25 protein-coding genes, 1 tRNA gene and 1 riboswitch are annotated in these 26,391 nt (G+C 72.5%); of the genes, 6 read left to right on the forward strand and 20 right to left on the reverse strand.

Features of this window, described 5'->3' with window-relative positions; all coding sequences use genetic code 11:
* The first annotated feature begins 42 nt into the window (after positions 1-42).
* Entirely contained in the window at positions 43-1,221 is a 1,179-nt protein-coding gene (locus tag ASC58_RS08935; RefSeq protein ID WP_056919035.1) for an exonuclease SbcCD subunit D, read from the forward strand.
* The gene (locus ASC58_RS08940; RefSeq protein ID WP_056919036.1) at positions 1,218-4,391 is read left to right on the forward strand and encodes an AAA family ATPase; all 3,174 of its coding nucleotides are present in this window, start codon (positions 1,218-1,220) and stop codon (positions 4,389-4,391) included. The genes ASC58_RS08935 and ASC58_RS08940 overlap by 4 nt, the downstream gene beginning before the upstream one ends.
* Before the next feature lie 125 nt (positions 4,392-4,516).
* Here ASC58_RS08940 and gcvP read toward each other — a convergent pair whose 3' ends face one another.
* The 10 genes from gcvP to ASC58_RS08990 all read right to left on the reverse strand — a co-directional run bounded on the left by gcvP (position 4,517) and on the right by ASC58_RS08990 (position 13,544).
* Positions 4,517-7,459, reverse strand: coding sequence for an aminomethyl-transferring glycine dehydrogenase (gene gcvP / locus ASC58_RS08945; protein WP_082553104.1), 2,943 nt, complete (start codon positions 7,457-7,459; stop codon positions 4,517-4,519).
* A 69-nt stretch (positions 7,460-7,528) separates the two neighbouring features.
* Positions 7,529-7,647: riboswitch (glycine riboswitch) on the reverse strand.
* An 84-nt stretch (positions 7,648-7,731) separates the two neighbouring features.
* Complete coding sequence (locus tag ASC58_RS08950; protein ID WP_056917077.1) at positions 7,732-8,313, reverse strand: MerR family transcriptional regulator; 582 nt, start codon at positions 8,311-8,313, stop codon at positions 7,732-7,734.
* A 183-nt stretch (positions 8,314-8,496) separates the two neighbouring features.
* The gene (locus tag ASC58_RS08955) at positions 8,497-8,994 is read right to left on the reverse strand and encodes a bifunctional nuclease family protein (RefSeq protein WP_056914469.1); all 498 of its coding nucleotides are present in this window, start codon (positions 8,992-8,994) and stop codon (positions 8,497-8,499) included.
* A gap of 19 nt (positions 8,995-9,013) precedes the next feature.
* Positions 9,014-9,745: a MerR family transcriptional regulator gene (locus tag ASC58_RS08960; protein ID WP_235529158.1), complete on the reverse strand. Its 732-nt coding sequence runs from the start codon at positions 9,743-9,745 to the stop codon at positions 9,014-9,016.
* 13 nt (positions 9,746-9,758) lie between these two features.
* Positions 9,759-10,214, reverse strand: a complete 456-nt coding sequence (locus ASC58_RS08965; RefSeq protein WP_056914471.1) for an FHA domain-containing protein — start codon at positions 10,212-10,214, stop codon at positions 9,759-9,761.
* Between the two features lie 107 nt (positions 10,215-10,321).
* Positions 10,322-10,711 (reverse strand): glycine cleavage system protein GcvH, encoded by a 390-nt coding sequence (gcvH, locus tag ASC58_RS08970; protein WP_056914472.1) that lies wholly within the window; start codon positions 10,709-10,711, stop codon positions 10,322-10,324.
* Between the two features lie 119 nt (positions 10,712-10,830).
* Positions 10,831-11,526, reverse strand: a complete 696-nt coding sequence (locus ASC58_RS08975) for a DUF881 domain-containing protein (RefSeq protein ID WP_235529159.1) — start codon at positions 11,524-11,526, stop codon at positions 10,831-10,833.
* 56 nt (positions 11,527-11,582) lie between these two features.
* The gene (locus ASC58_RS08980) at positions 11,583-11,915 is read right to left on the reverse strand and encodes a small basic family protein (protein WP_056914474.1); all 333 of its coding nucleotides are present in this window, start codon (positions 11,913-11,915) and stop codon (positions 11,583-11,585) included.
* Positions 11,912-12,922, reverse strand: a complete 1,011-nt coding sequence (locus ASC58_RS08985) for a DUF881 domain-containing protein (RefSeq protein WP_056919038.1) — start codon at positions 12,920-12,922, stop codon at positions 11,912-11,914. The genes ASC58_RS08980 and ASC58_RS08985 overlap by 4 nt, the downstream gene beginning before the upstream one ends.
* Positions 12,923-12,929: 7 nt before the next feature.
* The gene (locus ASC58_RS08990; RefSeq protein WP_255353295.1) at positions 12,930-13,544 is read right to left on the reverse strand and encodes a CDP-alcohol phosphatidyltransferase family protein; all 615 of its coding nucleotides are present in this window, start codon (positions 13,542-13,544) and stop codon (positions 12,930-12,932) included.
* A gap of 42 nt (positions 13,545-13,586) precedes the next feature.
* Here ASC58_RS08990 and ASC58_RS08995 point away from each other — a divergent pair, with 42 nt between their 5' ends.
* Positions 13,587-14,729: a MalY/PatB family protein gene (locus ASC58_RS08995; protein ID WP_056919040.1), complete on the forward strand. Its 1,143-nt coding sequence runs from the start codon at positions 13,587-13,589 to the stop codon at positions 14,727-14,729.
* Positions 14,730-14,798: 69 nt separating this feature from the next.
* Here ASC58_RS08995 and ASC58_RS09000 read toward each other — a convergent pair whose 3' ends face one another.
* The gene (locus ASC58_RS09000) at positions 14,799-15,242 is read right to left on the reverse strand and encodes a YdeI/OmpD-associated family protein (protein WP_056919041.1); all 444 of its coding nucleotides are present in this window, start codon (positions 15,240-15,242) and stop codon (positions 14,799-14,801) included.
* A 33-nt stretch (positions 15,243-15,275) separates the two neighbouring features.
* Between ASC58_RS09000 and ASC58_RS09005 the strand changes: the two genes are divergently transcribed.
* A complete protein-coding gene (locus tag ASC58_RS09005; protein WP_056919042.1) occupies positions 15,276-15,923 on the forward strand; it encodes a DUF2461 domain-containing protein in 648 nt (215 codons plus the stop codon).
* A gap of 53 nt (positions 15,924-15,976) precedes the next feature.
* Positions 15,977-16,741: a class I SAM-dependent methyltransferase gene (locus tag ASC58_RS09010; RefSeq protein ID WP_056914480.1), complete on the forward strand. Its 765-nt coding sequence runs from the start codon at positions 15,977-15,979 to the stop codon at positions 16,739-16,741.
* A gap of 33 nt (positions 16,742-16,774) precedes the next feature.
* Here ASC58_RS09010 and ASC58_RS09015 read toward each other — a convergent pair whose 3' ends face one another.
* The 3 genes from ASC58_RS09015 to ASC58_RS09025 form a co-directional block, all read right to left on the reverse strand.
* Positions 16,775-17,251 carry a hypothetical protein gene (locus ASC58_RS09015; RefSeq protein WP_056919043.1) on the reverse strand — a complete coding sequence of 159 codons (477 nt, stop codon included), beginning with the start codon at positions 17,249-17,251 and terminating at the stop codon, positions 16,775-16,777.
* A gap of 104 nt (positions 17,252-17,355) precedes the next feature.
* On the reverse strand, positions 17,356-17,991 hold the full coding sequence (locus ASC58_RS09020) for an FMN-binding negative transcriptional regulator (RefSeq protein ID WP_056919044.1): 636 nt from the start codon (positions 17,989-17,991) through the stop codon (positions 17,356-17,358).
* 39 nt (positions 17,992-18,030) lie between these two features.
* On the reverse strand, positions 18,031-18,984 hold the full coding sequence (locus tag ASC58_RS09025) for a DMT family transporter (RefSeq protein WP_056919045.1): 954 nt from the start codon (positions 18,982-18,984) through the stop codon (positions 18,031-18,033).
* Between ASC58_RS09025 and ASC58_RS09030 the strand changes: the two genes are divergently transcribed.
* Positions 18,983-20,392, forward strand: coding sequence for a PLP-dependent aminotransferase family protein (locus ASC58_RS09030; protein ID WP_056919046.1), 1,410 nt, complete (start codon positions 18,983-18,985; stop codon positions 20,390-20,392). The two genes, ASC58_RS09025 and ASC58_RS09030, sit on opposite strands and share 2 nt — an antisense overlap.
* On the opposite strand, the gene ASC58_RS09035 is transcribed toward ASC58_RS09030, so the two are convergent.
* The 6 genes from ASC58_RS09035 to cmk all read right to left on the reverse strand — a co-directional run bounded on the left by ASC58_RS09035 (position 20,376) and on the right by cmk (position 26,332).
* Complete coding sequence (locus ASC58_RS09035; protein ID WP_056919047.1) at positions 20,376-20,852, reverse strand: N-acetyltransferase; 477 nt, start codon at positions 20,850-20,852, stop codon at positions 20,376-20,378. The genes ASC58_RS09030 and ASC58_RS09035 overlap by 17 nt on opposite strands.
* A 96-nt stretch (positions 20,853-20,948) precedes the next feature.
* Positions 20,949-21,022: transfer RNA gene (locus ASC58_RS09040), tRNA-Pro, on the reverse strand.
* 130 nt (positions 21,023-21,152) lie between these two features.
* Positions 21,153-23,333, reverse strand: a complete 2,181-nt coding sequence (locus tag ASC58_RS09045) for an acyltransferase family protein (protein WP_056919048.1) — start codon at positions 23,331-23,333, stop codon at positions 21,153-21,155.
* Between the two features lie 2 nt (positions 23,334-23,335).
* Positions 23,336-24,859, reverse strand: a complete 1,524-nt coding sequence (gene der, locus ASC58_RS09050; RefSeq protein WP_082553105.1) for a ribosome biogenesis GTPase Der — start codon at positions 24,857-24,859, stop codon at positions 23,336-23,338.
* A 73-nt stretch (positions 24,860-24,932) separates the two neighbouring features.
* A complete protein-coding gene (locus ASC58_RS09055) occupies positions 24,933-25,631 on the reverse strand; it encodes a 1-acyl-sn-glycerol-3-phosphate acyltransferase (protein WP_082553106.1) in 699 nt (232 codons plus the stop codon).
* Complete coding sequence (gene cmk, locus ASC58_RS09060) at positions 25,628-26,332, reverse strand: (d)CMP kinase (protein ID WP_056919049.1); 705 nt, start codon at positions 26,330-26,332, stop codon at positions 25,628-25,630. The genes ASC58_RS09055 and cmk overlap by 4 nt, the downstream gene beginning before the upstream one ends.
* Positions 26,333-26,391 lie beyond the last annotated feature (59 nt).

Below are 26,391 nucleotides of genomic sequence, written 5' to 3' on the forward strand. Positions count from 1 at the left end.
CGCCTGCCAACGGCTGTCACCGCCCGCTCGTAGCCTGCAGGGGTGCGCTTGCTCCACACCTCCGACTGGCACCTGGGACGCTCGTTCCACCAGGTGGGGCTGCTCGACGCCCAGGCGCAGTACCTCGACCACCTCGTGGAGACGGTGCGCAGCGAGTCGGTGGACGCGGTGCTCGTCTCCGGAGACGTCTACGACCGGGCGATGCCCTCCCCCGACACCGTGCAGCTGCTCAGCGAGACGGTGACCCGCCTCGTCGGCGAGGGGACGGTCGTCGTGCTGTCCAGCGGCAACCACGACTCGGCGATCCGGCTCGGGTTCGCCAGCGACCTGCTGGCCAGGACCGGCCTGCACATCCGTTCGTCACTGGACTCCATCGGCACGCCGGTGATGGTCGGCGACGTGGCCGTCCACCCGCTCCCCTACCTCGAGCCCGTCGTCGCGGCCGGCCCCCTCGGCACCACCGAGCGCACGCACGCGGGGGTCCTGGGGGCGGCGATGGCCAGGGTCAACGCCGACCGGGTCTCGCGCGGTGGGCGTTCGGTGGTCATGGGCCACGCCTTCGTCAACGGAGGGGCGACGAGCGACTCCGAGCGCGACATCTCGGTCGGCGGGGTCGGCGCGGTCCACCCACGCACCTTCGCCGGACACGACTACGTCGCCCTCGGGCACCTGCACGGTCGGCAGCAGGTCAGCGAATCCGTGCGCTACAGCGGGTCGCCGGTGGCCCTGTCCTTCAGCGAGCACCGCCAGACCAAGGGGTCGTGGCTCGTCGACCTCGATGACGCCGGCGTGCACGTGGAGCCGATCGACGCACCCGTGGCCCGCCCGCTCGCCGTCCTCCGTGGCGACCTCGAGTACCTGCTCGCCGACCCGCGCCACGCCGCGGCCGAGCGGGCGTGGTGCCAGGTCACCCTGACCGACGCGGTGCGCCCGCCTGCCGCGATGGAACAGCTTCGGCGCCGGTTCCCCCACACGCTGGTGCTGCAGTTCGACCCGCAGGGAGCGCCGGTGCCGGTGCGTTCCTACGCCCAGCGCGCGACGCAGCAGCAGCCGCTCGACGTCTGCTGCAGCTTCCTCGACCACGTCCGCGGCGGGCAGGCCCCCACCGTCGCCGAGCGCGAGGTGCTCGCCGCCGCCGTCGAGGCCGTTCGCACGGGACGCGCCGGGCGCGACGACGAGGGCCAGCTGTCCCCGGCCCGTCGACGGGTGGGCGCGGCATGAGGCTGCACCACCTGTCGGTCACGGCATTCGGCCCGTTCGCCGGCAGCGTGGAGGTCGACCTCGACGAGGTCGCGGCCGGTGGCCTCTTCCTCATCCGCGGGGCCACCGGGGCGGGCAAGACCAGCCTGCTCGACGCCATCGCGTTCGCCCTGTATGCCGACGTGCCCGGCTCGCGATCGAAGAAGGGCCTGCACAGCGACCACGCCGACCGCGGGGCCGTCCCGCAGGTGACGCTCGAGTTCACCGCGGTCGGACGACGGTTCCGGCTGGAGCGCTCGCCCGAGTTCTCCCGGCCGAAGTCCCGCGGCACCGGCGAGACGAGAGTCCAGGCCAAGGCCGTCCTGTGGGAGCAACGCGACGGCGGCTGGGAAGCCCTGAGCACCCGGCACGACGAGATCGCCGACGTCGTCAAGGACGTCCTGGGCATGGGGCTCGAGCAGTTCAACAAGGTGGTCCTGCTCCCCCAGGGCGACTTCGCCGCCTTCCTGCGGGCCACTCCGGAGGAGCGACGCGGTCTGCTCGAGAAGCTCTTCGACGTGTCCACGTACGCCGGCATCGAGGAGTGGTTCGCGACGCAGCGCAAGGATTCGGCTGCTGCCGTCGAGGCCCACCACAGCGCCCTGCGCTCCGACCTGGCCGTGCTCGCGGACGTGCTCGCCGATGCTCCGCCCGGGCTCGTGGCCGAGGCCCTGGGCCACGTCGAGGCCGCCAACCCTGACGTGGACTCCGAGGTGCCCACGGACTGGTCCGCGCTGGCGCTCGACGAGCTGCCCGCGGCCCTCGACGCCGTGATCACCGCGCTCGGGACGGCCTCCGTCCAGGCCCTGGCAGCCGTCGACACCGCCCGGTCCGCCGACACCCTGGCCGCCAACGCCTTGCACGGCGCACGCGAGGTCAGTGCCCGCCGGGACCGTGGACGCCAGGCCGCCCAGGCCGTGGAGCGGCTCACCGCCCAGCAGCCGGCCGTCGACTCCGCGGCGCTGCGGGTCGATGCGGCGCTCCGGGCGCGCTCGGTGTCCGGGGACCTCGCGGCCCTCACCCGCGCCCAGGACACCGTCGCCCGAGCCGAGGAGCGGCTGGCCGTCACCACCCCCGCAGCCAGTGCCCTCGGGGTGACCGGCGACACCCTCGCGGAGGCCGCGGACCGAGTCACCGCCGCCACCTCGACCCTCGACGACGCCGAACGCCACGGCCGCTCCTGGCGGGAGCGGACACAGCAGCACACGACCCTCCTCGCGCAGACCCGTCAGGCCGAGGTCGCCCGCGACCAGCTGGAGGCTCGGGTGGTCGCACGGCGGGACGCCGCCCTGGCGGCCCAGCGCCAGCTCGCCGAGTCCACCCAGGCGGCGGGAGCGGTCGATGCGGCGGCTGCGCTCGTCAAGGACCTCGGCGTCCTGCACCGCACCCGGATGGCCCTGGACGCCGGTCGGGCCGACCTGGTCACGGCCCGAGCCACCTGCGACGGACACCGGACCACCGCGCAGGACCTGCGCGACACCTATCAGGACCTGCGCCAGGCCCGCCTCGACGGGATGGCGGCCGAGCTCGCCGCCCGGCTCGACGAGGGACAGCCGTGCCCGGTGTGTGGGTCCGCGGAGCATCCGACGCCTGCCACCGGCGAGGGTGCGGTGTCGGCGGACGACGTCGAGGCAGCCGAGCAGGCCTGGCAGCTGGCGGCAGCACGGCTCTCCGAGGCGCAGGCCGTGGTGGCGTCGATCGAGTCGGCACTCACCGAGCGCCAGAGCCAGCTCGGCGACGAGGACCGCGACGCCGCCGCCCTGGCGGAGGCGGTCGAGCAGGCCAGGGCCGAGCACGCCGCCGTGGTCCGGCGGGCCGCCGCGCTCGACCGGGCCAAGGCCCTCGTGGAGTCGACCGAAGTCGAGATCGCGACGTTGGCCGAGCAGGCCGCAGACCTGCGCGACGGGCTGACCGCCGCGCTCACGACCTTGTCCGCGCTCGAGAGCGACCTGGCCGCCGACGCCCTGGCGGTTCGTCACGCGGTCACGCGGCACGCTGCCGCCTGCCCGTGCACCGCCGGTCCCGGACCGGCTCAGCCTGACCCTGCAGCGCCTGACCCTGCAGCGCCGGACACCGCGGTGCCGGACACCGTGCTCGAAGGCGTCGAGGACCTCCTGGCCACCCTCGCCCCACTGCGGCGGCGTCACGATGCCGCGGCACGGGCGCTCGCCGACCACGCCGACGCCACCCTGGTCCTGGCGAGCTCGCGGGCAGCGGCGGCCACCGTCGTGGAGGCCACGACGGTGGCCCTGGCCGAGTCCGGGTTCACCGCTGCCGACGAGGCGCGGGCCTCGGCCCTGCCCGCGGACGACATCGCCTCCCTCCAGTCGCGGATCGCGGCCCACAGCCAGTCCCTGGTCCAGGCGACCACGGTGCTGGACGACCCCGACGTCGCCGCAGCCCTCGCCGGCGACGCCCCCGATCTCGAGTCCCTGGGCACCGCGGCGGAGCTGGCACGCCAGGCCTACACGGCGGCCCTGGGCACCGACACGCTGGTGCGGCGCACGCTGGCAGGCGTCGAGCGCGTCCGCTCGAACGTCGCCGAACGCGGCCTGGCGCTGACCGAGGCTGCGTCCCGGCACGAGGTGCTGCGCGAGGTCGCCGACGCCGTCGCCGGCACCTCGACGTCCAACTCGCTGCGGATGCGGCTGTCGGCCTTCGTGCTCGCTGCGCGACTGGAGAAGGTCGCCGCGCTGGCCAACGAGCGGCTCGCGACCATGGGCGAGGGTCGCTACCAGCTGCGCCACACCGACGGTCTCGCCGCCCGCGGTGCCCGCAGCGGCCTCGGCCTCGAGGTGCTCGACCTCTGGACCGGTCAGGCTCGCGACACCAGCTCGTTGTCCGGGGGCGAGTCGTTCATGGCGTCGCTGGCGCTGGCCCTCGGGCTCGCCGATGCGGTGCGGGAGGAGTCCGGGGGCTTCGACCTGCAGACGCTGTTCGTCGACGAGGGATTCGGCACGCTCGACGACGCGAGCCTCGAGCAGGTGATGGCCGTGCTCGACGACCTGCGGGAGGGCGGACGCGCCGTGGGCGTCGTCAGCCACGTCGCCGAGCTGCGCACCCGCATCTCGAGCCAGGTCGTCGTCATCAAGACCGAGCGCGGCTCGACCGTGCGCACCGGCGTCGCCAACGACGCGGCCCCCGCCGCCTGAGCCGTCCGCGGGGCCGTCCCGTCCCGTGGCGTCGGCCTGCGCCGACTCGTCCTGCAGCCGGGTCGTCCTGCAGCCGCGTCGTCCTGCGGTGCGCGCGGTTGTCCTCGCGCACCGCAGGGCGCCGGTCAGCTCTCGAACGCCTCGGGCGGCGGGCAGCTGCAGACGAGGTTGCGGTCGCCGTAGGCGCCGTCGATGCGGGCCACCGGCGGCCAGTACTTGTCGGGCGCGTGGACTCCCACCGGGAAGGCTGCGTCGGACCGCTCGTACGGGTACTCCCACTTGCCGGCGAGTGCCTTGGCGGTGTGCGGGGCGTTGCGCAGCATGCTGTCGACGACAGCCACCTCTCCGGCCTCCACCGCGGCGATCTCGTGACGGATCGCGATCATCGCGTCGCAGAACCGGTCGATCTCGCCACGGTCCTCGCTCTCGGTCGGCTCGACCATCAGCGTCCCGGCGACCGGGAACGACATGGTGGGCGCGTGGAACCCGTAGTCGATGAGCCGCTTGGCCACGTCGTCGACGGTGACGCCGCTGCGCTTGGTGAGGTCCCGCAGGTCGAGGATGCACTCGTGGGCCACGATGCCGTCGTGACCGGAGTAGAGCACCGGGTAGTGCTCGCGCAGCCGGGTCGCGATGTAGTTGGCGTTGAGGATCGCCACCTGGGTCGCGCGGGTCAGGCCGGCACCACCCATGAGGCGGACGTACGCCCACGAGATCGGCAGGATGCTCGCCGAACCGAACGGTGCCGCCGAGATCGGGCCGACCCCCGTCGCCGGACCGGCCTCGGCCGAGAGCGGGTGGTTGGGCAGGTGCGGCGCGAGGTGCGCGCGCACCGCCACCGGACCGACGCCCGGGCCGCCACCACCGTGGGGGATGCAGAACGTCTTGTGCAGGTTGAGGTGCGAGACGTCCGCCCCGAACTTGCCCGGTCGGGCGAGGCCGACGAGGGCGTTGAGGTTCGCCCCGTCGACGTACACCTGACCACCGGCGTCATGGACCAGGCCGCACAGCTCGGTGATGGTGTCCTCGAAGACGCCGTGCGTCGACGGGTAGGTCACCATGATGGCCGCGAGGTCGTCCCGGTGCTGGTCGACCTTGGCGCGCAGGTCGTCCATGTCGACGTCGCCGCCGGGGGCGGTCTTCACGACGACGACCTTCATGCCGGCCATGACGGCGCTGGCGGCGTTGGTGCCGTGGGCGCTGGCCGGGATGAGGCAGATCCGGCGCTGCGACTGGCCGTTGGCCTCGTGGTACGCGTGGATCGCAAGGAGCCCGGCGAACTCACCCTGCGAGCCGGCGTTCGGCTGGAGCGACACCGCGTCATACCCGGTGATCTCGCACAACCACGCCGAGAGGTCGCTGATGAGCGAGCGGATGCCCTCGGTCTGGTGGGCCGGGGCGAACGGGTGCAGGTGCGCGAACTCCGGCCAGGTCACCGCCACCATCTCGGTCGTCGCGTTGAGCTTCATGGTGCAGGAGCCCAGCGGGATCATGCCGCGGTCGAGGGCGAAGTCGCGGTCGGACAGGCGCCGCAGGTAGCGCAGCATGGAGGTCTCGCTGCGGTGGCTGTGGAACACCGGGTGCGTGAGGTACTCACTGGTGCGCACGAGCTCGGTCGGCCACCGGACGCCGTCGAGCGGGACCGACGTGGTGCCGGTGGCGCCGAACGCCGACCACACCGCGTCGAGGTTGCGCAGGTCCGTGGTCTCGTCGACGCTGACCGACACGCGGTCCGCGTCGACGCGCCACACGTTGACGCCGCGGTGGGCCGCCTCACTGACGACCTCGTCGGCGCGCCCCGGGACCGAGACGGTCACCGTGTCGAAGTAATGGGTCGTGAGGACCTCCACCCCGCTCGCCTGCAGGCCCTCGACGAGTGCGCGGGCGTGGCCGTGGACGCGCTTGGCGATCGCCGTGAGGCCGTCGGGTCCGTGGTAGACGGCATACATCGAGGCCATCACGGCCAGCAGCACCTGGGCGGTGCAGATGTTGGAGGTCGCCTTCTCGCGACGGATGTGCTGCTCACGGGTCTGGAGCGCGAGCCGGTATGCCGGGGCCCCCTCCGTGTCGACGCTCACGCCGACGAGGCGGCCGGGCAGCGACCGCTCGAGGCCGGCGCGGACGCTCATGTAGCCGGCGTGGGGGCCGCCGAAGCCCATCGGCACCCCGAAGCGCTGGGTCGTGCCCACCGCCACGTCGGCGCCCCACTCCGCCGGCGCCGTGGCCAGGGTGAGCGCGAGCAGGTCCGCGGCGGCCGTCACGAGCGCGCCGGCCTCATGGGCAGCCGCCGTGAGGGCGCTCCAGTCGCGGACCTCACCGTCGGCGCCGGGGTACTGCACCATCACGCCGAACACGGGGGCCCCGCCGGCGGCGGCCGTCAGGGCCTCCACCGAGGCGACCTCGTCCAGGTCGGCCTCCACGACACCGATGCCGAGGGGCAGCGCCCGGGTCCGCATGACGGCCAGGGTCTGCGGGAAGAGGTGACGGTCGACGACGAGGACGGCGTCGGCGCCGGCCTTGCTCGAGCGCCGCATCAGCGTCATCGCCTCGGCAGCGGCCGTGCTCTCGTCGAGCAGGGACGCACCGGACGTGGAGAGACCGGTGAGGTCGCTGACCACGGTCTGGAAGTTGATGAGGGCCTCGAGGCGGCCCTGCGAGATCTCCGGCTGGTACGGCGTGTAGGCGGTGTACCAGGCCGGGTTCTCGAGCACGTTGCGCTGGATCACGGCCGGGGTGATGGTGCCGTAGTAACCCAGGCCGATCATCGACGTCATCACGTGGTTGCGCCGGGCGAGGCCGCGCAGCTCCTCGACGACGGCGGACTCCGAGGGGCTGGGCTCGACCCGCAAGGGGGTGTCGTTGCGGATCGCGCCGGGCAGGGCCGCGTCCACCAGGGACTCGAGGCTGTCGTGGCCGACGGCGGCGAGCATCGCGGAGACGTCGTCCCCCGACGGGCCGATGTGGCGGCCGACGAACTCGGGCAGGCGGGTGGTCGGCTGCTCGGCGGTGGCGTCGGCACCGGCTCCGGTCGAGGCGTCGGCGGGCGTGCTGGTCTGCTGGGCGGACATGAGGCTCCTGAACGTCGGACTGCTCGGATCGCCTCCCCATCTGTCACGGGTTCGCCGCTCCAGAGGTGCCTGTCCCATGCAGTCCTGGCGCCTGAGAGGTTCCGGGGAGTTTGCCCCTTCGGCGCCCCGCCGTGGGCCCGGCGTCGAAACGCACGCGGCTCACGCGGGGACTCTCCCGCACGGGATGTTCAGCACCGCCCAATCTACAGCACGGGCCGCCGTCCCCGAGGGAGCGGCGGCCCGTGCAGGACAGCAGTGTGGTTCAGGCGTGGTCAGGCCAGGCGGGCCTGACGACGGACGCGGAGCTCGTCACCGGGGTGGTCCGCCGGGGCCTCCTCGTCGGTGCGCTCGCTCGGCAGCTCGGCGAGCTCGCCCTCGACCTCGCGCCACACGCGGCCGACGGCGATGCCGAAGACTCCCTGGCCACCCTGGACGAGGTCGATGACCTCGTCGGCGGAGGTGCACTCGTAGACCGACGCACCGTCACTCATGAGGGTGATCTGGGCCAGGTCCTCGACCCCACGCTCGCGCAGGTGGGTGATGGCGACCCGGATCTGCTGGAGGGAGACCCCGGTGTCGAGCAGTCGCTTGACCACCTTGAGGACGAGGATGTCGCGGAAGCCGTAGAGCCGCTGCGTGCCCGAACCCGTCGCGCCGCGGACCGAGGGCTCGACCAGGCCGGTCCGGGCCCAGTAGTCGAGCTGGCGGTACGTGATCCCGGCCGCCTTGCAGGCCGTGGGACCGCGGTAGCCGATGTCCTCGCTCAGCTCGGGCAGGTCGTCCGTGAACAAAAGCCCCTGTGCCGCTCTCGGCACACTCGTGTGGCCGTGGCCAGCCTCACTGCTCGTGTTCACGACGCTCACCTCCTGGTCGAACTACGGGTGTAACTACATGGGTTGCATTTGCGGGTCTGGGCTGACCGTACGGCCGCACAGATTGCAACGTCAACAACCACTCGACCTCGGGGTTTCGGCGTGTCGCGCCGTCGGGGTCGACTCTCGATGTTGAGTTGAGATAGAGGGTTTGAGCGTGGCCGCTCAGGCTTCTGGGCCGGTTTCGCCCGGTTTGGTCTCGAAGTCCTCGGCCGAGACGTGGTCGAGGAACTCGCGAAAACGCTCGACCTCGTCGTCCTTGTCCTCCTCGCCGGTCATCGCGACGCCCGCCTCCTCGAGGAGCGACTCCCCCGCGACGATGGTCGTGCCGGTGCGCAGCGCCAGCGCGATGGCGTCCGAGGAGCGCGACGAGATCTCGGTCGTCCCGTCGAGGACCAGGGCGGCATGGAAGACGCCGTCCCTGAGCTCGACGATGCGGACCTCCGTGAGCTTGTGGCCCAGACCCTCGATGACGTTCTTCATGAGGTCGTGGGTCAGCGGGCGCGGCGGCTCGATCCCCTGCTGGGCGTACGCGATGGCCGTCGCCTCCGCTGCGCCGATCCAGATCGGCAGGTAGCGGTCGCCGTCGCGTTCCCGCAGCAGGACGATGGGGTGGTTGGTGGGCATCTCCACCCGGACGCCGAGGACCTCGAGCTCCTTCACTGCTCCACCGTACCCCGGTTCAGCCGCGCTGCAGTCCGTCCTTCACGAGGGCGGTGTGCAGGGCGACGCACAGCCGCAGCACCTCCCCCGTCGGGTCGGCCGCGGCACCGCCGCGACCCCCCTTGCCGGACGCGGCACGGTGGGGCGTGACGACCTGCTGGACCAGCCCGATCTCACGGTCCGCCGCCGTGCGGAACGGACGGAGGTGCCGGGGCTCGACGCCGTAGGCCGCGAGGGCGCCGGCCGCGTGGGCGATGCCCAGGGCCGCTTCGCCGTAGTGCCCGGCAGCATCCGGGCGGACGAGGCCGAACGTCTCGAGGGCGTCGATCGTGGCTGCGTCCAGGCCGGCGGCGGAGCCGAGCTCGTCGCGGGTCAACCGCAGCGACCCCACCTCGGTCAGGGCAGCGGCCGTGGGCACGTCCGGGTCGGTGACCGGCGCAGGGACCGAGGGCCGCGGCATACCGGCGGACGAGCCGCGCTCCGGCGTGAGGCCACGGTCCAGCGCGTCCAGGGCGTCACGGATGACCTTGAGCGGCCAGAAGTGGTCGCGCTGCGCCGTGAGGATGTAGCGCAGCCGGTCGACGTCGGCCGCGGAGTACGTGCGGTAGCCCGATCCCGTGCGCGCGGGCGTGACGAGGCCCTCGGCCTCGAGGAACCGGATCTTGGAGATGGTGATGTCCGGGAAGTCCTCACGCAGGGCAGCCAGCACCGCCCCGATCGCCATCGACTGCCGTGGTGTGCGAGCGGTCACCAGGGGCCTTGCGTCAGGCCCTGCCGGCGTAGAAGACCAGGCGGAACTTGCCGATCTGGACCTCGTCGCCGGTCTGCAGCGTGGCCTCGTCGATCCGCTCGCGGTTGACGTACGTGCCGTTGAGCGAACCCACGTCGCGGACGACGAAGGTCTCGCCCTCGCGACGGAAGTTCGCGTGCTTGCGGGACACCGTGACGTCGTCGAGGAAGATGTCGCTGTCGGGGTGACGGCCGGAGTTGACCTCGTCGTCGTCGAGGAGGAACCGCGCACCGGTGTTGGGTCCGCGCAGGACGACGAGCAGGGCGGTGCCGGGACGCAGCGCGTCGACCGTGGCCTGGTCGGCCTTGCTGAGGGAGACCTCGGTCTCGGCCGACGTGTCGACCGGCTCGAGGCCCGAGATGCCGGGGAGACGCATGGTCGTCGGCTCGTGCGGGTGCGACGCCTGCTCGTCCATCTCGCTGCCGTTCATGGGTGCTGCGCTCCTCTGTTGTCGTCAAGCCCCTCTAGCAAAGCACACACCCTAGGTGACGCCGCCGACACTGCGCAGCGAAATCCGGCCCGGGTGCCGGCGGTCGGTCAGCCGAGCTGACCCTGGTATGCCGCGGGGTCCAGGAGGGCCTCGACGGCAGCGGCGTCGGAGGGGCGGAGCTCGTACATCCAGCCCTCGCCGTAGGGGTCGGTGTTGACGAGCTCCGGGGTGCCGTCGAGCGCCTCGTTGACCGCGGTGATCTCACCGGCGAGCGGGGCGTACAGGTCGCTGACCGACTTGGTCGACTCGACCTCGCCGCAGGCGTCGCCGGTCGCGACGGTGTCGCCGACGGTCGGGAGGCTGACGTAGACGACGTCACCGAGGGCGTCCTGGGCGAAGGAGGTGATCCCGATGCGCACGGTGCCGTCGTCGCCGGAGCGCACCCACTCGTGCTCGGCGGTGTAACGAAGGTCCTGGGGGTACTCCAGCTCGCTCATGCTGCTCCTCTGGCGCGTGACTGACGGTGTGACGGAACGCTGTTGGCCGCCAGTGTGTCCGACGGGGGTCGGACGTGGTGGGGCGGGGTGGGTCGCGGTGCGTCCTGGCTGCGGGCGGCCTACTTGGACGGCGTCGGGACGGGCCGAGCGTAACGAGGGTCCTGAAGGGAGTGCAATGCAGTGACCTCGATCGAGTCGGCCTGGCGCACGGTCGAGGTGGCCCCGTCCTTGCGGACCGACTCCGTCACGCCGCCGGGGATGTCCATGGCTGAGGCCATGGTGGCCGGGTCGCCGATGGCCTTGATCGAGTAGGGCGGGTCCACCCGCGTGCCGCTGATCTCCACGCCGCCGTCGGCGTCCGCGAACCACGTGCTCGCGACGATGCGGACGTCGCCGATCTGCACGGCCTCGGCGCCGGCGTCCCGTAGCTCCTGCAACGCGTCGAGCAGCCTGGCCGCGCTGATCTTCCGGTCGGGGTCGTTGATCGTGATGACGACGCCGCGCCCGGTCGCCGGGGCGGTGCCGGTGAGGATGCCAAGGGTGTCGAGGCGCTCCTGGGCGGACTTCAGCGCCTCGGCGCTGGAGTCGACACCGGACAGGAGGGCGTCACGGCTGCTCTCGAGCTCGCGGGTGTCGCTGGCCAACCGCCCCTGCGCCTGGCTCACGTCGTCGAGGATCCGGACCAGCTCGTCCTCGCGCAGCTGCTCCAGCCCGCTCTGGTTGGTCTGCTGCACCTGGGTGGCGATGGCGAAGCCGAGCGCGATGGCGAGGAGGGCGGCGAAGGCGTTCGCACGGGTGGCGCGCGGGCGTGCCATGCGCAGCAGCGTGACCCACGCGCTGGACGTGGGCGGGGAGGACGGTGGCGTCGTCGTCATGCCTTGAACAGGTGTCGGCGGATCGAGGCGACGTTGGAGAAGATGCGCACGCCGAGGACGACGACGACGCCGGTGGACAGCTGCGAGCCGACACCGAGCTGGTCACCGAGGAAGACGATGAAGGCGGCGACGACGACGTTCGCGAGGAACGAGACGACGAACACCTTGTCGTTGAAGATCCCGTCCAGGACCGCACGCACCGCCCCGAACACGGCATCGAGGGCCGCGATCACGGCGATCGGCAGGTACGGCTGCAGCACGAGGGGCACGTCGGGGCCCCAGAGGAGCCCGATGAGGACGCCGCCGACGAGGCCGAGCAGGGGTATCACGGTGTGTTCTCCGAGGTGGGCGTTGGGGAGTCGGTCCTGGAGCTCGATCCCGACGGTGCCGAGCCCGAGGACGCCGAGCCAGATCCGGGTTTCGAGGAGGTCGGGGTGCTCGAGGTCGGTGCCGGCACGGTGGCCTCCCGCACGGTCAGTGCGGTGGCCGCAGGCACCGTGAGGTCGTCCTTGGCGTCAATGGAAACACGGATGCCGTAGTTGTCCTTGAGGGCGCGCGCGTAGGCGCCCCCCGCCGTCTCGGCGAAGTCCACCTGGAGCCCGTCGGGGTCGCCCAGCACGGTGATCGTGTAGGGACGGGCGAGGGGTCGGTAGTTGACGAGGATGGCGTCACCGGCGAAGCGGATGGCCGATCGCGAGGTGAGCCGCTGCTCGTTGACCGAGATCGCCTCCGCCCCCGCCTCCCACAGTCCGTTGACCACGACCTGCATGTCCTTGGAGTAGAGGATGCCGTCGGTGTTCTCGCTCGACGTGCGCGGGTTGCCGTCGGCACTGGTGTCGCCGGCCCCGGGGGCGTTGTCGAGGACGACCACGATGCCCTTCCCCTGCAGCGCCTGGGCGCCCGACGCCAGGTCGAGGGCTGCGAGCCGGCTCTGCAGCGAGCTGGACGTCTGGCCGAGGGCCTGGCTGCGCAGCTCGTCCACCTGCACCTGGAGCTTGCGCAGGGCAGTCTCCTGGCGGTCGACGGCGGTCCGGCGAGCCTCCACCTGGGAGACCAGCTGGGCCTTGGCCCTCGCGGCCGAGGTCGACGGGGCCCGCAGGGCCACCGCGCCGAGCGCCAGGAGCAGGCCCACCACGGTCGCCGCCACGACCACGGTCAGCGTCCGGGTGCCCGTGCTGGGCGGGAGGCCCTCCGAGACGCGCCGCTCGGCCGCGGCGGCATACCCGGGGTCGAGCGGGCGCTCCATCATCGAGGTGAGCAGGGTCATCGACTCGTCCGGCCGTCGCCCCGTGGGGGTCGGGTCGGGTGCGGAGGTGCGGTGCGACGTGGGAACCATCGTGACCTCAGCGCGCGGCGGCCACGCGAGCAGCCACCACCTGCCGCGCCTGGACGATGTACATCACGCCGGCGACCCAGTAGAGCGCAGTACCCCACCACGCGAACGCCCACCCGATGGGCAGCGCCCAGGCGGCGAACCCGCTGTCCCCCTGGCCCAGGAGCAGCAGCGGGAAGGCGTAGAGGAGGTTGAACGTCGCCGCCTTGCCGATGAAGTGGACCGGCAGGCCCGTCTGTCCGTGCCGCTTGACCCACCAGAGCACGCCGGCGAGCAGCAGCTCCCGACCGACGAGGGCCCAGACCAGCCACCACGGGATGACGTCACGCACGGCGAGGCCGACGAGCGTGGTCGCGATGTAGAGGCGGTCGGCGAACGGGTCGAGCAGCTGCCCGAGGCGGGACTCCAGGCCGTACCGGCGCGCGATCTTCCCGTCGAGGTAGTCGCTCAGCCCCGAGAGCATCAGCGTCACGAGGGCGATCGCGTCGTGCTCGGTCAGGATCGCCCACAGGAACACCGGGACGCCGAGCAGCCGCAGCATCGACAGGACGTTGGGCAGGGTGAGGACGCGGTCGGACACGAGGGACACCCCCGAACCCGTCCCCCGATCACCCTGTGCCGCCACGCCCGAAGCCTAACGGGCGGCTGGGACGTAGAGTTCGCAGGCATGGACAACCCGCTGGTCGGACCGGGTCTGGCTGCGCTCCGCGAGCGCCGGAGCGTCAAGTGGCGCCTGTACGGACCTGACGTCCTGCCCCTCTGGGTCGCGGAGATGGACGTCGTCCCGGCGGAGCCCGTGCAGCGTGCGGTGGTCGACGCGATGCGCTCGGGCGACACCGGCTACCCGTGGGCCGAGGACTACGCCACGGCCCTGTCCGCGTTCGCGACGCAGCGGTGGGGGTGGACGCCGGACCCGGCTGCCATGGCGATCGTGCCCGACGTGATGCTGGGGGTGGTCGAGGTGCTCAAGCTGGTCACCGGCCCCGGTGACGCGGTCGTGGTCAGTCCCCCCGTCTACCCGCCGTTCTTCCAGTTCGTCCGGAGCCTCGGCCGCAGGGTGGTCGAGGCGCCCCTGTCCCCCGCGGGTCGGCTCGATCCCGAGACCGTCGAGCGGGCCTGCGTGGAGGCCACGCGCGGTGGTGGTCGGGCGGCATACCTGTTGTGCAACCCGCAGAACCCCACCGGGGCGGTGCACACGGCGGACGAGCTCACCGCGGTGCTCGAGGTCGCGAGCGCCCACGGGGTACGGGTCGTGGCGGACGAGATCCATGCCCCGCTGGCCCACCCCGGGGTGAGGTTCACACCGGTGGCCTCGCTCCCGGCAGGAACAGCCGCCATCTCGCTGATGTCGGCCTCGAAGGCGTTCAACCTGGCCGGGCTCAAGGCGGCCATGGCTGTGCCGGGGCCGCAGGCTCGCGCGGACCTCGCCCGCATCCCCGAGGAGGTCTCCCACGGAGCCAGCCACGTCGGTGTCATCGCCCACCGGGCGGCCTACCTCGAGGGAGGTCCGTGGCTGGACGCGCTGCTCGCGGGTCTCGAGGAGAACCGGCGCCTGCTCGGGTCGCTGTTGTCGCAGCACCTGCCTGAGGTGGGGTACCGCGAACCGCAGGGCACGTTCCTCGCCTGGCTGGACCTGAGGGCGTACGACCTCGGCCCCGATCCAGCAGCGGTGCTGCGCGAACGCGCCAAGGTGGCCCTGCACCCCGGCCCCGGCTTCGGCGCGGGCGGGCAGGGCCACGCCCGGCTCAACTTCGGGACCTCGCCGGAGATCCTGCGCGAGGCCGTGACCCGGATCGCCGCGGCGGTCTGACGAACCCCGCGTCGGGAGTCACCGGGACTCGCGGGCACTCGTCGGGACTCGCCGCCGCATCGAGCTGGGTCAGCCCTTGCTGCGCAGCGCCTCCAGCGTCTTGTCCACCCTGCGGGCGCGCGTCTCGGCGGCCTTGGCCCCCTCGATCGCCAGCGCGTGCTGTCGCTGGTGGGAGTAGGAGAGCTTCGCCCAGGCGGCCTGCGCGGCGGGGTCGCCGGCCAGGGCCGCCGCCAGCTCGGCCGGGACCTCGACGGTCCTCGGCGCCGTGTCGAGCTCGAGCTCCACCTCGTAGGTCCGGCCGCCCACGGCACCGGTCAGTGCGCGGTTCTCGGCGCTGACGCCGACCCAGCTGCTGCCGCCCATGGGCGCGACGCTGCTGCGGTACGTGGCGCCGTTGAGGGTCACCGTCACCTTGGGGCGCTTGCCCCCGCCGAGACCGTCGACCACCTCCTGCGGCACCTCGAAACCCGTGGTCGTCCTACCCGTCTGCTGCAGCTCGGCCGTGAACCTCATGGGAGCGAGTATGCCGCGTGGCACAGTGGGTGGATGGCTGACAGCAGTGGGTTCGACGGCTTCCCGGTGTGGGGTGTGGAGTTCTACCAGGACCTCGAGGAGGACAACACACGGGAGTTCTGGCTCGCCCACAAGACGCGGTGGCAGACCGACGTCCGGGACCCGATGCGCGCTCTGGTCGACGCGCTGGAGGACGAGTTCGGACCGGGCAAGCTGTTCCGCCCCAACCGGAACCTGCGCTTCAGTGCCGACAAGTCCCCGTACAAGACGCACCAGGCAGCCCTGGTCGGTCGGGACAAGGGTGCCGGCTGGTACCTCCAGCTGGGCGGTGACGGCCTCACCGTGGGCGGGGGGTTCCGCGCGCACTCCCCCGCTGAGACGGTTCGGTACCGCGCCGCGGTCGACTCGAGCGCGTCCGGGCCGGCGCTCGAGCGCATCGTCGCCGACCTCCGCGCGGCCGGGTTCGCGCTGGAGGGGGCGGAGCTGAAGACCCGGCCGAAGGGATTCGGGGCCGACCACCCACGGCTGGACCTGTTGCGGCGCAAGGAGATGATGGCCGTCCGTCGGATCGGGGCACCGGACTGGCTGTCGACGCCGAGGACCCTCGCGGAGGTGCGGACGTCCTGGCGGCAGGTGCGTCTGCTCACCGAGTGGGTGCTGGAGCACGTGGCCACCGACTGACCGGCTGCTGCCAGAGCCTGTTCGCCCGGGCGGCACAGGCCTAGAGTCCGAGGATGAGCTTCCTCGTCCCGGCGCAGGCCTACGGCAGGTTCATGGGCCGGTACTCCGAGCCCCTCGCCGACCAGTTCGTCGAGGTCGCCGGGATCCGGCCGGGTCAGCGCGCCCTCGACGTCGGGTGCGGACCGGGCGCCCTGACCGCCCGGCTGGTGGCTGTCCTCGGACCGGAGCGGGTGTCGGCCGTCGATCCGTCGCTGCCGTTCGTCGAGGCTGCACGGGAGCGCTTCCCCGGGACCGAGGTCACCGTGGGCAGCGCCGAGTCGCTCGAGTTCGCCGACGACTCCTTCGACGCCGCGATGGCGTCCCTGGTCGTGCACTTCATGACCGACCCCGCTGCCGGTCTCGCCGAGATGGCTCGGGTCACCCGCCCCGGGGGCGTCGTCGCAGCCACGGTGTGGAACCACGGCGCAGGTGCGGGACCGTTGTCGCTGTTCTGGGAGGCCGTCAGGGCGGTCGACCCGCAGGAGGAGGGCGAGAACGACTACGCGGGCGTCCACGAGGGCGACCTCGCCAGCCGGTTCCGGGCAGCAGGCCTGCACGACCTGACCGAGACGGTCCTGACGGTGCACGTGCCGTACGACTCGTTCGAGCAGTGGTGGGAGCCCTACACGCTCGGGGTCGGGCCCGCCGGTCAGTACGTGCTGGGACTCGACGAGGCCGGCCGCGCCCGGCTCGAGCAGGAGTGTCGCGGACGGGTGCCCGACGTGCCGTTCGTCGTGGCCGCCGAGTCGTGGTGCGTCACCGCCCGCGTGGCGGGGTGATCGCAGGCGCCCGGACGGGCGCCGGGGGCCGGGTCACCCCTCGGCGGCGGCACCCTCGATGGCCACACCCGCGATGGGGGTACCTGCGGGGAGATCGAGCACCTGTTGGTGGATCTGCCCGGCGATGTTCGTGGCCACGACGAAGTCCTGCACCTCCAGGTTGTCGACGGTCAGGGCACCGCCGAGCACGGGTGGGTGGATGAAGCTCAGCACCTGCTCGGGTCCGGGGACGATCCCCTGCTCGGCGGCGGCCAGGGCCAGCTCCCCCATGAGGTAACGGTCCTGCCCGTCCTGGGTCAGGAGCGCGGCCTCCACCGACTCGCGGTCCGGCCAGGCGTGGACGAGGGTCCCCTCGACCGTGTCGAGGAACGCGAAACCGCCCGGCGTCTGCAGGATGACGTCACCGAAGAGGGTCGCGAGGAGGGGCAGTGCGTCGGCCAGGTCCAGCCAGTCCCACGACTCGAGCGCGCCGGCATACTCCTCGGCGCTGAACTCCTTGGTGAGGTCCACGCCGCGATTAGACCACGCACGAACGCCGTACCGGCCCGGTTGGCCCCACGACACGGACGCGGTCGAGCCGGGTCACGGCACGGGCCGGCCGGCGGCAGGACGGGTCACTGCCCCGCGCCCCGCAGCGCCGCGTCCACCGCCTCGGCGACGACCGCAGCCGCGGGTGAGTCCTCGCCGCGCAGGCCCGCCACCACACCCTGTCGATCGGCCTCCGAACGGTTCTGGCTCAGCTTGGCCTTGCCCTCGACCCGCTCGACGGTCACCTCGACGCCGACGATGGCCCGCAGCTGCCCCTCGAGGTACCGCTGCGGGGCGTCGTCGCTGCTCCACGGCTGCGGCCGATGGCCCTCGTGACGGGTGACGAGGGCGTCGACCGCGGTGCGCAGCCACTGGGGATCCTCGTGGATCCGCGCCCGACCCACGAGCTCGACCGCGGAGTAGTTCCAGGTCGGGACCACCCGGCCGTGCTCCGCCTTGCTCGCGTACCAGGAGGGTGAGACGTATGCGTCCGGCCCGGTGGCCACCACGACCGCCGGCGCCCCGTCGCCGATCTGCTTCCAGTGCGGGTTGGCCCGGGCCATGTGAGCGATGACGGTGTCGCCCTCCCAGAGGATCGGCAGGAACGTCACCAACGGGTACCCGTCGCTGCCGACCGTGACCAGCTGCGCGGTCGCAACCCCAGCGACCAGGGCCCGCAGCCCTGCCTCGTCCGGGATGGCGTTGAAGTGGGGAACGTACATGGGTCCAGTCTCCCTCGGTGGGGTCCTGAAAGGCAGGAGTCAGGCGGTGGGGCCAGGAGCGGGCTGCGGTACCCGGGCCCCGGGCCGCGCCCGCACGGCCCCGGCGGCGCACAGCACCACGACGAGACCACCCAGCACCGTGACCGGTGTGAGCGACTCGCCGAGCAGCAGGGCAGCCCACGCGATCGACAGGACCGGTTGCACGAGCTGGACCTGGCTCACCCTCGCCATCGGCCCGATGGCCAGCCCGCGGTACCACGCGAAGAAGCCGAGGAACATGCTGACGACGGCGAGGTACGCGAAGGCCGCCCACTGCGTCGGCGAGGCCGTAGGGGTGTGCCGCGCGACGGAGGTCGCGGCCAGCACCACCATGACCGGTGAGCAGAGCACCAGGGCCCAGGAGACCGTCTGCCACGCCCCCAGCTCGCGCGCGAGGAGGCCGCCCTCGGCGTAGCCGACGGCGGCAGCGAGCACCGCACCGAACAGCAGGAGGTCGGCCAACCGCAGGTGGCCGAACCCACCCCACTGGGCCGACGCGAATCCCGTGGCGGCGAGGGCCCCGGCACCCGCAGCGGTCCAGAACCGCGGCGGGGGGCGTTCGTTCCCACGCAGGACGGCCATCGCCGCGGTCGCCGCCGGGAGGAGGGCGATGACGACAGCGCCATGGCTGGCCGGCGCGCCGCTGAGCGCGTACGACGTCAGGAGGGGGAAGCCGACCACGACGCCGGCGCCCACCACCGCGAGCCGTACCCACTGTCGTGGTCGCGGCAGGGCCTGCCGGGTCAGGGCGAGCGCCGCACCCGCGAGGACGGCTGCAGCAACCGCACGCGCCGATCCGATGAAGAGTGGGGACAGGCCCCCTACGGCCACGCGCGTGAACGGCACGGTGAACGAGAAGGCGACGACTCCCACCAGTCCCCAGGCCAGTCCGGCACCAGGAGCGGCAGGTACCGGAGTGCCCTTCGCCAGAGTAGCGCTACTGTGTTGGCTCATGAATGACGATAGCAGTTCACGTATCTCCGCAGCTCTGCGAGCGTGGATCGCGAACGCATCGGTCGGGGCGCGCCTTCCGTCCACACGAGCTCTCGTTGCCGAGCACCGGGCCAGCCCGGTGACCGTTCAACGCGCCCTGCGCGAGCTCGCGGGTGCTGGACTGCTGGAGACCCGCCCCGGGGTGGGCACCTTCGTCCGGACCGTCCGAACGGCGCGTCCTGCCGACTACGGGTGGCAGACGGCCGCCCTGGGGTCCCCGGAGGTGCGCAGCCACGGTGTTTCCACTGCGATGCGCACAGCACCCAACGACGCCATGGCTCTGCACTCCGGGTACCCCGACAGGGAGCTCCTGCCCGAGCGCCTCGTCCGCGCGGCGCTGGGCCGGGCCGGTCGCAGCGACACGGCCATCTCCCGCCCACCCGTCGCGGGTCTCCCGGAGCTGCAGTCCTGGTTCGCCCACGAGCTCGGCGCCGCCTGCCCGGCCGGGACCGCTGTGCCTGGTCCGAGCGACGTCGTCGTCCTGCCCGGGAGCCAGGGCGGGTTGAGCTCGATCTTCCGGGCCCTCGTACCGCGGGGACGGGCCGTCCTCCTCGAGTCGCCCACCTACTGGGGCGCCATCACGGCTGCGGCCCAGACCGGTGTCCGCGCCGTACCCGTGTCCACCGGGCCGGAGGGTCCGGACCCCGAGGAGCTCGACAGGGCGTTCACCGAGAGCGGTGCACGGGTGTTCTACGCCCAGCCGACCTTTGCGAACCCCACCGGGACCCAGTGGTCGACCGAGAGAGCCTCGGCGGTGCTGGACGTGGTGCGCGCCCACGGCGCATTCCTCGTGGAGGACGACTGGGCCCACGACTTCGGCATCACGTCGACGCCACGCCCCTTGGCGGCCCAGGACGACTCGGGCCACGTGGTGTACCTGCGCTCGCTGACCAAGAGCGTGTCACCCGCCCTGCGCGTCGCCGCGGTGATCGCTCGCGGCCCGGCCCGTGAGCGCATCCTGGCCGACCGGACCGCTGAGTCGATGTACGTGAGCGGGCTGCTGCAGGGGGCGGCGCTCGACGTGGTCACGCAGCCCGCCTGGCAGACACACCTGCGAGGGGTCCGCGACGCGCTCCGCGCCCGCCGTGACCTGCTCGTCGACAGCCTGCTCGAGCACGCGCCGGCCGCACTCGTCGACCACGTTCCGCCCGGCGGGCTCAACCTGTGGGCCCGGCTGCCGGACGGCACCGACGTCCGCGAGCTCGCCCAGGACTGCGAGCGCGAAGGCCTCGTCATCGCTGCGGGGGACGAGTGGTTCCCCGCGGAACCGACCGGACCGTTCCTGCGGCTCAACTACTCGGGCCCCAACCCGTCGGCGTTCCCCCGGGCTGCTCAGGTCCTGGGGCGTGCCCTCAGTCGCCGAGGGTGATCTCCCAGCGGCGCAGCAGCGCGTACGGCGCGAACGTCGAGCGGCTCGTCACCTCGGTCGGCTGCCAGCCGCGGCGCGCGTAGAACCGGGTGGCGCGGTGGTTCTCCTCGTACACCCGCAGCCAGGCGTGTTCGTGCCCCTGACCGTGCAGCGTGGCGAGGACCTCGTCGTGGACCCGGCCCGCCAGCCCGCTCCCCCACGTGGCGACAGCCGTGCCGAAGTGCAGGAACTCGCCGTCGCGGGTGGCGGCGAACCCCTCGATCGCCGCGTAGACCACGACGGCGTAGCACCGCACCTCGGGGTCCTCGAGCTCGACGGACCACCGTTCCCGCAGCTGGTCCGTCGGGAACGGGTGGTCGTCCTGGGGGAAGATGTGGCCGAGACCGAGGACGGCTCCTTCGCGCTGCACGACCAGGAGCTCCTCGAGGTCGTCGCGCCGCAAGGGTCGCAGCAGCGTCATGCCCGAGACCCTGGACGCGGCCCCATCAGCTCACCCTTCGTACGGCGGAGACGACGACGGGGTCCGACCTGCGTGAGCAGATCGGACCCCGATCGGTCGGGCTGACAGGATTTGAACCTGCGACCCCTTGACCCCCAGTCAAGTGCGCTACCAAGCTGCGCTACAGCCCGTTGTGGAGTTGTCGCCCCGTGCAGAATCGCGCCGAAGCACGACCGCGGGAGCGAACGAAACCCTAGCGCACGCCATACCCCCGCTTGAAATCGGTATGCCGCCGCGCGACCCGGTGGGCGTCGGCCGGCGTCAGCGCACGGGGTGGTCGGTGACGGCCGACAGCACGTCCTGCGCGAGGAAGCGGCCCAGCGAGCGTGAGTAGACGGCGCTGTAGTGGTTGGTGTCGTGCAGGACGTTGACACCGCCGACGACGCTGCGACAGGTCCTGGCGTCGCACACGTGGTCGGTGAGGTCGATCCGGGCCAGACCGCGGACCCGGCCGGCGAGGGTGTCGGTGGCGCGTTCGAACGCGCCGAGCCGGACCACGGAGCTGCGGGCGACCGAGCAGGTCTCGAGGTGGTCAAGGTTCTGGTTGGTGCAGGTCGAGTCGAGCACCCCGGTCCTGCCGGGGTTGTCGGTCATGGCGAGCACGACCGAGCCCTGCCGCGTCCAGGCGGTGACGACGGGAGAGAGCGCGTCGACGTACTGCTGCACCTGGGGACGGCCGGTGCCGTCGTCGATGTGCTCGCGCTTGCTGGACACCGAGACGATGACGACGTCCGGGCGTTCCCGGGTCACGGCCGTGTCGACAGCCGGGCCGAAATGGGGGCAGACGTCCTCCGAACGCCCCTCGATCGCCCCGGGGGCCTGCTTCGTGGGGATGGGCAGGCACCCGCCGATGGCCAAGGAGGTGACCTTCCAGTGGTGCCGGCGACCCGCCTCCGCCAGGGCCGGCACGAGGTGCTGGGCGTGCGAGTCCCCGACCAACCACACGTGCAGGGCCTTGGCGTCCCCTCCGGAGAAGTCGCAGTCGGTGCGCGGCTTCCACCCGGCGACCACCATCGAGGCGTCGTCCCGGCACCCGGCGACGTTGTGGAAGTCCTTGTCCACGTCGGAGACCGGGGCGATGAGGGGACGCTGGTACGGGTCGCCACACTCCCGCTCGAGGGCACCGGCACCGACGCACACGCCGTGCGTGACGGCCGAGATGAGGTCGGCCCGGACCGCGTCCGCGCGGCGCGCCGACTCGACGCTGACACCGGACGCCAGCCCGACCACCACGGCCATGGCCACCGCTGTGGACGCCAGGGACCTGAGCCGGCCGGCCTTGAGGAAGCCGGAGCGTTGGGCGGCCTGCTCGACGTACCGACGGGTCAGCCAGGCGAGCAGCAGCGTCAGGGCCAGCACGGCCAGGCGGGCGGCGAGGCCGTGGCTGCCCACGGCGTACGGGAGCAGGACCAGGAGCGGCCAGTGCCAGAGGTAGACCGAGTACGAGATGTCGCCGAGGAACTGCACCGGGCGCACCGAGGTGATCGGGTCCAGGGGGGCACGCAGGCGGGACTCCCCGGCCACGAGGACCGCGGCGGCACCGAGGACGGGCACCAGCGCCGGGGCTCCGGGCACAGCCGTCCGGCCGTCGAACACCACCATGGCGCCCGCCATGAGCAGCCACCCGCCGACGGCCAGTGCGCCGGCCGACGAGGTGCTCAGCACGGGGCGCCCGCCCCGGGACCTCGCCAGCACGGCGACCAGCGCGCCGATGCCGAACTCCCAGGCGCGGGTCCAGGTGAGGAAGTACGCAGCCGTGGGCGAGGCCGCGGTCTGGACCACGGCCGCCACTCCCGACGCCAGCACGATGACGCCCACTCCGGCCCCCACGGCGGCGAGGCCGTGGGAACGGTCGTTCCCGCGGCGACGCCAGCGGCGCAGGGCCACGAAGCCCAGGAACAGCGCGGGCCAGACGAGGTAGAACTGCTCCTCGACGCTCAGGGACCAGTAGTGCTGGAACGCGCTCGCCGCCTCGTCGTGGGCCTGGTAGTCGACCGCGAGCCGCACGAGCTGGAAGTTCTCCACGTAGAGGGTCGACGCGATGGCCTCCCCCACGTTGCGGTCCCACACCGTCGACGGCACGAACAGGACCATGGCGACGAGGCTGACCACGACGACGAGCAGGGCGGCGGGCAGCAGGCGGCGGGCGCGCCTGCTGTAGAACGCGACCAGGCCGATCCGGCCGGTGTCGGCGAGCTCACGCAGCAGGTGCAGGCTGATGAGGTAGCCGGAGATGACGAAGAAGACGTCGACGCCGACGTACCCGCCGGTCAGCCAGCCCGGCCAGAGGTGGTTGAGCACGACGCCGCCGACGGCCAGCGCGCGCATGGCCTGCACGTCGCGGCGCGCGGGCGTCGGGGCACGGGTCCCCGCCGAACCGGCACGCGTCGCCGCGGCGTCGGGCGCACGAACCGGGGCGGGCACCTCCACGCTGTCGGTCACGCCTACTTGCGCTTGCGCTTCTCGCGGACGCGGACCGACACCTCGATGGGCGTGCCCTCGAAGCCGAACTCCTCGCGCAGCCGGCGCTCGAGGAACCGGCGGTAACCGGCCTCGAGGAAGCCGGAGGCGAAGATGACGAAGCGCGGCGGCCGGGTCGAGGCCTGCGTCGCGAACAGGATGCGGGGCTGCTTGCCGCCCCGCACCGGGTGCGGGTTGGACGCGACGATCTCGCCGAAGAACGCGTTGAGGCGACCGGTCGGCACCCGGAAGTCCCAGGACTCCAACGCCTTCTCCAGCGCAGGCACGAGCTTGTCGACCGAGCGACCGGTCTTCGCGGAGATGTTGACCCGGGGTGCCCACGGGATCTGCACGAGCTCGCGCTCGATCTCGCGCTCGAGGTAGTAGCGGCGCTCCTCGTCGAGGGTGTCCCACTTGTTGTAGGCCACGACGAGCGAGCGGCCCGCGTCGATGACCTGCTGCACGACGCGGATGTCCTGCTCGGCGATCTGCTGCTCGGCGTCGATGAGGACGACGGCGACCTCGGCCTTCTCCAGGGCCGTCTGCGTGCGCAGGGAGGCGTAGAAGTCGGCGCCACGGGTCTGGTGCACACGACGACGGATGCCGGCGGTGTCCACGAAGCGCCAGGTCTTGCCGCCGAGCTCGATGAACTCGTCGACCGGGTCACGGGTGGTGCCGGCGACGTTGTCCACGACGACCCGGTCCTCGCCGGCGAGCTTGTTGAGCAGCGACGACTTGCCGACGTTGGGGCGGCCGATCAGGGCCACGCGACGCGGGCCACCCCGCTGGTAGGCGTCGGAGTTCGCGGCGACCGACGGAAGGACGTCGAGGACGGCGTCCAGGACGTCACCGCTGCCGCGTCCGTGCAGCGCCGAGACGGGCCACGGCTGCCCCAGCCCGAGGTTCCACAGGGCGGCGGCGTCGGCCTCGGTGCGCTGGTCGTCGACCTTGTTGGCCACGAGCACGACGGGCTTGCCCGAGCGACGCAGGAGCTTGACGACGGCCTCGTCGTCGTCGGTGGCACCGACCGTCGCGTCGACGACGAACATCACGACGTCGGCGAGGTCCACGGCCACCTCGGCCTGCTCGGCGACACGCAGGTGGATGCCGGTGGCGTCGATCTCCCAGCCGCCGGTGTCGACGAGGGTGAACCGGCGCCCGGCCCAGTCGGCGTCGTACGCCACGCGGTCACGGGTCACGCCGGGCACGTCCTCGACGACCGCCTCGCGACGGCCGAGGATGCGGTTGACGAGCGTGGACTTGCCGACGTTCGGGCGGCCGACGACGGCGACGACCGGCAGCGGACCGCTGCCGACGACGAACCCGTCCTCGTCGACGTCACCGTCGATGAGCGAACGGTCCTCGTCGGTGAGGTCGAAGTCCTCCAACCCCACGCGCAGGGCGCGCTCCACGGTCGAGTCGTCGGTCAGGTGCTCACTCACGGCAAATCCTTGCGTTGGTCTGTGTTCGGGCCACGGCGCGCGGTATGGCGCGGGGCCGCCCCACATTGTCGCGCACTTTTGGGGGCGCCCAGGACAAGGCCCGCGCCCCGCGCGTCGTGCCCTCCGTCGGCAGGTCGACCTACGAACCCAGTCCGTCGTCCTCCGGCAGCGCGATCTGGTGCCGTGCGGAGGCGTTGGCCACGTGGTCCGCGAGCAGGTCACGCACCTGGGCGGTGGCAGCAGCGAGGCGGGCCCGTCCCGTCAGCTCCGGGTCGGCCGCGAGCCTGACGGGCGCGCCGAACTCGACGACCATCCGCGTGCCGGGCCTGGGCAGCGTGCCGGTGGAGGCGCCGGTCTCCCGGGTGCCGAGGAACGCCACGGGCACCACGCTCGCACCGCCCTGGAGGGCGAGCCACGCGGCGCCCTGCTGGACGGTCGAGACGTCACCACGGCCCCGGGTGCCCTCGGGGAAGATGCCGACCGCACCGCCCGCCCGCAGGACCGCGACCGCCGTCGTCAGGGCGCTGCGGTCACCGGAGTTCCGGGTGACCGGGATGTGGCCGATGAAGGTGAGGAACCACCCCAGCAGACCGCGGAACACCTCCCGCTTGACCAGGATGCTGGTCGGGCGCGGGGACAGCGCAGGGAGCATCGGGCCGTCGAGGAACCCGACGTGGTTGCCCACGAACAGCACCGGACCGACCTTCGGCACCCGGTCGCGGCCGACCGTGGTCACCCGGTAGAGGACCCCGAACAGCACGCGGCCGACGACGATGTTGATGCGCACCCGCCACTGCGGCGTCACGGCGGGGCCGGGCGTGGACGCAGAGGTGCTCACACCCCGGCCTTGGCCGGGGCCTCCCGCCGCACCACGTCGATGACGGCGGCGATGCTCTGCTCGAAGTCGAGGTCGGAGGTGTCGACGAGGTGCACGCCGTCGGCGGCCTCGGTGAACTCCGACACCGTCGAGTCGTCGGCGTCCCGCCGGACGATCTGGTCCCGGGTGGCCTCGACCGCGTGGTCCGCGTCGTGCCCGTGCAGCTCCTTGGAGCGGCGGCGCAGGCGGGCCTCGACGCTGGCCGTGAGCAGGACGCGGACGTCGGCGTCGGGTGCCACGACGGTGGTGATGTCGCGGCCCTCGGCCACGACTCCCCCGGTCCGGGTGGCGATCCGGTCGATGAGGTCGCGCTGCAGCTGCTGCAGGACCGGGCGGACACCGGTGTTCGTGGCGACCTTCGACACCACCTCGCTGACGCGCGTGGTGCGGATGTCGTCCTCGATCTCCCGACCGCCGACCTGCACGCTCGCTTGCGAGGGGTCGGTGCCCATCTCGAGCGGGATGTCCCTCGAGGCCTGCTCGACCGCTGCGGTGTCGTCGAGGTCGACCCCCTCCTCGAGGCACCACCACGTGACCGCGCGGTACATCGCGCCGGTGTCGAGGTACCCGATGCCGAGCTCGCGGGCGACGGCGCGGGAGACGCTGGACTTGCCGGACCCGCTGGGTCCGTCGATCGCGACGACGAGGTGCTGGCTGTTCATGACCGCCAAGCCTATGGGCAGCACCGACGGCCCGCGACGGCCCCTGCAGCGGGGCGTGC

Source organism: Phycicoccus sp. Root101 (assembly GCF_001426245.1).
Lineage (GTDB): Bacteria > Actinomycetota > Actinomycetes > Actinomycetales > Dermatophilaceae > Pedococcus.